The organism is Actinopolyspora mzabensis (assembly GCF_900101095.1).
GTDB classification, from domain to species: domain Bacteria; phylum Actinomycetota; class Actinomycetes; order Mycobacteriales; family Pseudonocardiaceae; genus Actinopolyspora; species Actinopolyspora mzabensis.
In genome coordinates this window covers 1-4786 of sequence record NZ_FNFM01000021.1, presented here as the reverse complement: position 1 = coordinate 4786, position 4786 = coordinate 1, and the positions used below count along the sequence as shown (strand labels likewise).

Below are 4786 nucleotides of genomic sequence, written 5' to 3'. Positions count from 1 at the left end.
CAACGACAACCCACCCGCCACATACACCGCCACCAACTCACCCACCGAATGACCCAGCAACACACCCGGAGCAACCCCCAACCGCCACAACCGGCGGAACAGCGCCACCTCCACCACAAACAACGCAGGCTGCGCGAACTCCGTCCCCGCCAACAACCCCCCAACCTCAGAACCCCCAGCACCAGAGGAGTCCTCACCCCCAGAGAACTCCTCACCCCCAGAAGACTCCTCACCCCACATCACCGACAACAACGACCGCGACAACAACCCCTCAAACGCCGAAGCCAACTCCTCCACATCAGCCCGAAACACCCCATCCACCCCAGCCAACCCACGAGCCATCCCCACACGCTGCGACCCCTGCCCCGCAAACAACACACCCACAGAACCCCACGACACACCCGAACCCGACGACACACCACCAGCCGACACGCCCGAACCCGACGACACACTCACACCCACACCGGACTCACCCCCAGCAAGAGCACGCAACCCCCCAACAGCCTGTTCCACCGACGACGCCACCACCGAACCCCGACACCCAAACACCCCACGACCAACCCCCAACGACAACCCCACATCCACCAACGACACACCCACACCACGAGCCAAAAACTCCGCCAACCGCCCCGCATTCGCACGCAACGCAGCCCCCGAACCCCCAGACACCACAAGCGGCACCGCCACATCCAACAACGAACCCTCAGCACCGTTTCCGACCCGCTGAGCTTCCTCCGCTTCCGCCGAAGATGGTGCTTCCTCCACGATCACGTGCGCGTTCGTGCCCGAAATCCCGAACGAGGACACACCCGCACGACGCACCCGACCCGACTCCACAGGCCACGACACAGCCTCGTCCAACAGGCGCATGTTCCCCGCCGACCAGTCGATCTGCCCGCTGGGATTCTCCGCGTGCAAGGACCTGGGCAGCTCCTCGTGCCGCAGCGCCAACACCATCTTCATCACCCCGGCCACCCCAGCCGCAGCCTGCGGATGACCGATGTTCGACTTCACCGACCCCAGATACAACGGGTTCTGATCCGAACGGTCCTTCCCATACGTCGATAACAACGCATGGGCCTCCATCGGATCCCCCAGGGCGGTGCCCGTGCCGTGCGCCTCCACCGCGTCCACGTCTTCCGGACCGAGCCCACCCGCATCGAGCGCCGAACGAATCACCCGCTCCTGCGCCGGACCGTTCGGCGCCGTCAACCCCTGACTGCGACCATCCTGATTGAGCGCACTCGACCGCAACACCGCGAGGACATCGCGCTCGTTGGCCCGCGCATCCGAGAGCCGCTCCAACAACAACATGCCGCAGCCCTCCGACCAACCGGCGCCGTCGGCCGCATCGGAGAACGGTTTGCAGCGACCGTCCGGAGCGAGCCCGCGCTGCCGACTGAATTCGACGAGTGCCGTGGGGGTGGACATGATCGTCGCACCGCCCGCCAGCGCGAGGTCGCACTCACCACGCCGCAATCCCTGCATCGCCAGGTGCAGCGCTACGAGTGACGAGCTGCACGCCGTGTCGACGGTCATCGCGGGCCCCTGCAACCCCAGCGTGTAAGCCAACCGACCGGAGGCCGTGCTGGACATACTTCCGGTGCCCAGGTGGCCGTCGAGAAGCTCGAGGTGGGCGGAGTGGCGGTTCAGGTAGTCACTGCCCTGCGAACCGACGTAAACGCCGGTGAGGCTGCGGTCCAGCGACGACGGGGGCAAACCGGCCCGTTCGATCACCTCCCACGAGGTCTCCAACAGCAACCGCTGCTGCGGATCCAACCGCTCCGCCTCCCGCGGACTCACCCCGAAAAACCCCGCATCGAACAACCCCGCATCATGAACGAAACCACCCCCACGCGCATACGTCGCCCCCACCACATCCGGATCCGGATCGAACAACCCCGCCACATCCCAACCGGGACGATCCGGAAAACCCGACACCGCATCACCACCCGCGGCAAGGAGATCCCACAACCCCTCCGGAGAATCCACCCCACCCGGATAGCGGCACGCCATCGACACCACCGCGATCGGGGCATCGTTGCGCGCCTGTTCACGTTCGAGCTTCGCGGTGGTCAGGTCGAGTGCCTTGCTCGCACGTTCCAGGTAGGACTTCAGTTCGTTTTCCGTCGGCATGACGACACCTTCCGACCGCGGCAAGGGACGACGTCGGGCCACTCACCGCGGCCGCCCTTGCGGTACGAATTCATTCGAGATCTGTCAGCTTCGAGAACTGCGCATCGAGCCGACCGAACAGCTCCTCACCGGCATCCGTGCCGGTCTCCGACGATGTCTCCTCGTTCGCCGCCCCGTCGTCGGTGTGGAAGACCAGTCCGACGAGCTGTTTCATCAGCCCTTCCCGTTCGAGCCGCTCGGCGGGGACGCGTTGCAGAACCTCGATCGCTTCCCGTGCCTCGGCGAGCTCATCGCGTCGGGGGTGGATGAGCTCCAGGAGGAACTCGGCGAGTGCACGGGCCGTGGGGTGATCGAACAGCAGGCTCGGCGAGAGCTTCTGATCCACCACCGTGGAGAGTCGCTGCTGGACCTGGACGGCCAACAGCGAGTCGAGACCGATTTCCTGGAAGGATTGGTCGACGGCGATCGCCTCGGGGCCGGACATTCCCAGCACCGCCGCGACCTCTTCACGCACGATGTCCAGCGCCACGTCCGCCCGTTCCTCCGGAGCCGCGTCCCGCAGCCGCGTGTGCTGGTGCGACTCATCACCGGGCTGTCCGGTGGACGAGTTCTCGGTAAGCGCGAGCTCGGCTTCCGCCACACCGTGCAGCAACGGGCGTGACCGCGCGAAGGAGAAGCTCGGCGCGAACCGGGACCAGTCGACGTTCGCGACCACGAGCGAGGGGCGACCGCCGCGCAGTGCGAGTTCGAGGCCACGGAAAGCCGCCTCCGGCGCCATCGGCTGCAGACCTCGGCGCCGCAGCTGGGCGTCGGCTTCCTCGGTCACCATGCCGCCCTCGGCCCAGGGGCCCCAGTGCAGCACCGTGGCAGCCATTCCCCTGTCGTTCCGATACCGGCTCAAACCGTCGAGGAACGCGTTGGCCGCGGCGTAGGCGCCCTGTTCCGCGGAACCCCAGAACCCGGCGATGCTGCCGTAGAGGACGAACGCTTCCAGCGGCTCGGGGTCGAGGAGCTCGTGCAGGTTCGCGGTCCCGGCGACCTTCGAGGCCAGTTGGGTCTCGATGGTCTCGGCGTCGAGTTGGGAGAGCGGCACCAGTTCGCTCGTCCCGGCCGCGTGGAAGACGGCACGAACCGGCTCGTCCAATCCACCCAACAGCCGAGCGAGCTCACCCCGATCAGCCACATCGCACCCCGCGACGGTGACCTTCGCCCCCAACTCCGCCAGCTCCGTGCGCAACGCGCCGACACCCGGCGCATCGCCACCACGACGCGAGACCAACACCAGATGCAACGGTCCCCGGGCACACTCCGCCAACCACCGCGCCGTACGGGCACCCAACCCACCGGTGCCCCCGGTCACCAGCACCGCGCCCTCGAACGCGAGGTCTTTTCGGCGGTTTGACGGTCGGGTACGAATGACACGCCGGACCATGCGACGGACCCCACCCGCCGGGTTCGGGCGGAGCGCGAGCTGGTCCTCGTCCTCGTGGGCCGCTAGTACCGACGGGAGTTCGGCGAGTGCGGTCGCGTCGAGGTTTTCCGGGACATCGACGAGACCACCGAGATGGTCGGGGTATTCCAGGCCGACGACACGGCCGAAGCCCCAGACCAGGGATTGGAGCGGATGGTGCACCGCGTCGGCATCGCCGGTCGAGACCGCACCGCGTGTCACGCACCAGAGCCTGGTCGTGGTGGGAGTTCGTCGCACCGCCTCGACCAGGTTGACGACGCGGGACAGTTCGGCGGTGAGCGCCGGGAAATCGTGCTGCTCCTGGTGGGCGAACGCTCCCACCAGCAGCGCCCCCTCCCACGGTTGCGATTCGAGTCGCGCCACCAGGGGTGCCGGGTCACTCGACACGGCGATGTGCTCGACATCGGCGCCCGCCGCTTCGAGAGCACGAGCGGTGGCATCGACCACGGCATCCTCGCTCGCGGCGAGCAGCAGCCAGCGGCCTTCCGGGGCACTCGAAGTGCCGGTCGTCGGTCGCACCGGTTCCCAGTGCTCCTCGTAGAGCCACTCGGACAACGCGGTATCGGCTTCACGATCGCGGTACCACTCGGCCACGTGCGGTACGAGTGACTCCAGACCGGCCCGCGACTCAGCCGGGAGCTCGAGAAGATCGGCGACCTGCTCGGTTCGTCCCGCGGTTAGGGCGTTCCAGAGCGCGTCATCGGGGGAGTGTGCGCGATCGTTTCCGTGGTTGGGTGTCGTGTCCAGCCAGTAGTGCTGTCGTTGGAACGCATACGTCGGCAACAGCACGGGTTTGGCCCCGGTGCCGTGGTAGAACGCCTCCCAGTCCGGGGCATGCCCGGCCGTGTGCAACGCGCCCAACGCCGCCACGAACGACTCCGCCTCATCCTCGACACCGGACTGGCCGGACCGACGACGCAGGGTGGGAATCAACGCCACCGACTGATCCTCGGGCACGCATTGGGCCGCCATCGCACTGGCGGTGTTGTCCGGGCCGCACTCCACGAACACATCCACCCCGGCAGCCAGCGCCGTGTCAACACCGTCGGCGAACCGCACCGGCTGCCGCACATGCCGCGCCCAATACCCCGGCGACGCCATCTCCTCACGACTCAACAACCGCCCGGTGACATTACTGACCACCGGAACCGAAAGCTCACCAAACACACACTGCCCCGC

At 67.2% G+C, this 4786-nt stretch carries 1 protein-coding gene and 1 pseudogene; both read right to left on the bottom strand.

Annotation, left to right across the window (positions count from 1 at the left end; translation table 11 throughout):
- Window positions 1-2043, bottom strand: a pseudogene (locus BLR41_RS22260) (type I polyketide synthase); the annotation flags it as partial.
- 163 nt (window positions 2044-2206) lie between these two features.
- The coding region (locus tag BLR41_RS22255) for a type I polyketide synthase (RefSeq protein ID WP_218120326.1) at window positions 2207-4786 on the bottom strand (2580 nt) is incomplete at its 5' end.